Here is a 1,791-nt window from a genome sequence, read left to right as displayed (position 1 = left end):
TAAGGGGCGAGCATCTCGCCTTCAATCTCTTCCCCGTTCACATTCAGGCTGACAAACGACACGTGATAAGGGGTCGGGTTCGATGCCTGCACGCCGTTGCCTGCGGCACGCCAGGTCACGGTTTTTGCCGCGTCGTTGGCATTACCCACCAGGCCCGCCGGGCGATAAAACAGCTTGATGCGCGAACGGAAAGCCATCTGCAGCAGGTTTTCATCCGCCTTGGCCTGTTTTTTGGCTGGGACTTCCAGCACGTTGAGCCAGAATATCGACTCCTTGTCCCCCGGCAGCGCACCGCCGGTATAGCTGATACGCAGGGTCTGGCCCTTGCCCGATTCCACGCGGTTCATCGGTGGCGTCAGCACAAACGGCACCTGAATGGCGGCGGGTTTGGCTTGGGTGTCCCCGTTGTCAATCCAGCTCTGGATAAGGACCGGTGACGGGCCGACGTTATTGAGCTTGACGCTGACCTCTTTGGCCGTAGACGGATAAATCACCCGGGTGCCGGTGATGACCACACTGGCCAGACTCTGGGCACTGAACAGCGCCACGATGGCCAACCCACTGAACATCCGCAACCCGTAACAAGAGAAGAACGGCATAAAACGCTCCTGACAAACCGATAAAGCCGGGAGGAGAGCATGCCCCTCCCGGGTACTCTTATTTGTACTGAATTGAGTAAACCACATTGCTGACCACGGTACCGGCGGTGGTCTGGCCATCGGCATAGTATTCAACGGCGTACGGCAGGGTGGCATTACCGGATGAAATATCGATGTAAGAGGTATTCAGCGTCTGATTGCTGTTACCCACCTGGATGGGGGCCTGAGCGGCCGTGGAGGCATCACGCAACTGCAGGCTGACTTTGGTGGCTGTGCCGGTCATGTTTTTCAGGTGGCCGGTAGCCTGGTCAACGGAAGCCCCTTCTTCGAAGAAGGCAGAGGCGGTTTTCAGGGTGCCTGCGCAGTTGCTCAGGGCCATGGTAAAGCCGGTACGGCCTGCCGTCTGGGTGGCGGCTGTCAGCTGGTTGGTCCCGATGGTAGGCAGAGTCACGGTGGCATCAGCGGCCTGGCCGTCAACAATCACGTCACAGGTGGTCGCGGTCAGTTCCCCGTTAAAGGTAATGATGCCGGTGGAGGCTGCCTGAGCCATACCGACAGAACCCAAAACCAGGGTCAGGGAGGCAGCGATTGCTAACTTTTTCATATATATTCCTATTACTTACTCGTGTTGTTAAGCCATTTTAATCGTGATTAAAATGGCAGGGTGGCATCCACATTCCATGGATATATTCATGCAGTTAAACAAGTCATGTTTATTAGTAAAATAAAGGTGTTATCCTGTGGCTACTTATGGCGTAGCCGACACCTTTTACATTGATAATAAAGCTGTCAGGCAAGCCAATTAAGTTGAGTTTTGCTCTTAATTCTTTAATTGCTTGCCACAGGCGTTGGTTGGAGAAAGAGATGTTGTTCTTGCCCCATATGTTTTCAAGCAGTTCTTCTTTTGATAATGTTTTATTCTTGCCATATTGATCCAATAAACAGACCAGCAGATCCATCATAGTGTCATTTAACATGACTGCACAAAACAGCATTGTTTTTTCCGTTTTCTCGGTATAAATACGAACAAGTCTGCGGTTGGCAATGTCTAGCTGAATATCATTATCAATAAGGAACCCGTAAAGATTACGCTCCATATAATTTCTCAAGATATAGATAGGGAAAGCTCTTGTGAAAATGTACAACTCCTTTTGATGCCCTATTATATAATCAGATTGATCTGAATCAACCC

The 1,791-nt window shown here is 51.0% G+C and carries 3 protein-coding genes; all 3 read right to left on the bottom strand.

Annotation, left to right across the window (positions count from 1 at the left end):
- The coding region (locus WG891_RS26525; protein ID WP_337265083.1) for a fimbria/pilus periplasmic chaperone at window positions 1-569 on the bottom strand (569 nt) is incomplete at its 3' end.
- Between the two features lie 88 nt (window positions 570-657).
- Window positions 658-1,203 (bottom strand): fimbrial protein, encoded by a 546-nt coding sequence (locus tag WG891_RS26520; protein WP_337265082.1) that lies wholly within the window; start codon window positions 1,201-1,203, stop codon window positions 658-660.
- 112 nt (window positions 1,204-1,315) lie between these two features.
- The coding region (locus tag WG891_RS26515; protein WP_337265081.1) for a winged helix-turn-helix domain-containing protein at window positions 1,316-1,791 on the bottom strand (476 nt) is incomplete at its 5' end.

Source organism: Serratia sp. MMO-28, assembly GCF_037199905.1.
Lineage (GTDB): Bacteria > Pseudomonadota > Gammaproteobacteria > Enterobacterales > Enterobacteriaceae > Chania > Chania oryzae.
The sequence above is the reverse complement of the archived record's forward strand: the minus strand, read 5'-3'. Positions and strand labels throughout refer to the sequence as shown.